At 35.9% G+C, this 1,181-nt stretch carries 1 protein-coding gene; it reads right to left on the bottom strand.

Annotation, left to right across the window (positions count from 1 at the left end):
* Nucleotides 1-19: 19 nt before the first annotated feature.
* Nucleotides 20-1,110 (bottom strand): IS4-like element ISAba1 family transposase gene (locus ABD089_RS12315; protein ID WP_085940413.1). Its coding sequence is split into 2 segments (ribosomal slippage): nucleotides 20-570 and nucleotides 570-1,110, totalling 1,092 coding nucleotides; the frame shifts between segments, so codons are not numbered across the junction.
* Nucleotides 1,111-1,181: the final 71 nt, after the last annotated feature.

Genomic DNA, 1,181 nt, shown 5'->3' with positions numbered 1-1,181 from the left:
GCTCTGTACACGACAAATTTCACAGAACCCTTATCCTATCAGGGTTCTGCCTTCTTAAAATTGCCAAAATTTCCTTAAACTCTTCTTTTTTCCCAAAACCAATTAAACGCTGAATCGCCATTTGAACATAGTCTAAACCATAGCGAAATAAACTCATTGAGAGTCGTCCATGCTTCTTTATTTTTATCGCTTTTTTTTGATCATGTTGCCATTCACCCGTTAAGTAACACCAACAGAAGCTTATAGCTAACACCGCAATCAATTTTTTCACTCGTCTAGGGTCTGTCAAGCGCGTATTTTCAAGATTAAACCCGCGTCCTTTGAGACAACTGAATAAGGTTTCAATTTCCCAGCGTAATGCATAATCCTGAATAGCATTGGCATTAAACTGAGGAGAAACGACGAGTAAAAGCTCTCCATTTTCTAACTGTAGTGCACTTATATATAGTTTCACCCGACCAACCAAAATCCGTCGTTTACGACATTCAATTTGACCAACTTTAAGATGGCGAAATAAATCACTAATTTTATGATTCTTTCCTAAATGATTGGTGACAATGAAGTTTTTTTAACACGAATGCAGAAGTTGATGTCTTGTTCAATTAACCATGTAAACCACTGCTCACCGATAAACTCTCTGTCTGCGAACACATTCACAATACGGTCTTTACCAAAAATGGCTATAAAGCGTTGAATCAAAGCAATACGCTCTTTCGTATCTGAATTTCCACGTTTATTAAGCAATGTCCAAAGGATAGGTATCGCTATTCCACGATAAACGATTGCGAGCATCAGGATATTAATATTTCGTTTTCCCCATTTCCAATTGGTTCTATCTAAAGTCAGTTGCACTTGGTCGAATGAAAACATATTGAAAATCAACTGAGAAATTTGACGATAATCAAAATACTGACCTGCAAAGAAGCGCTGCATACGTCGATAAAATGATTGTGGTAAGCACTTGATGGGCAAGGCTTTAGATGCAGAAGAAAGATTACATGTTTGCTTTAAAATAATCACAAGCATGATGAGCGCAAAGCACTTTAAATGTGACTTGTTCCATTTTAGATATTTGTTTAAGATAAGATATAACTCATTGAGATGTGTCATAGTATTCGTCGTTAGAAAACAATTATTATGACATTATTTCAATGAGTTATCTATTTTTATCGTGTACAGAG

This window comes from Luteococcus sanguinis (assembly GCF_039527675.1).
GTDB classification, from domain to species: domain Bacteria; phylum Actinomycetota; class Actinomycetes; order Propionibacteriales; family Propionibacteriaceae; genus Luteococcus; species Luteococcus sanguinis.
Note: the sequence above shows the minus strand (reverse complement) of the source record. Positions and strands in the feature narration are given on the sequence as shown.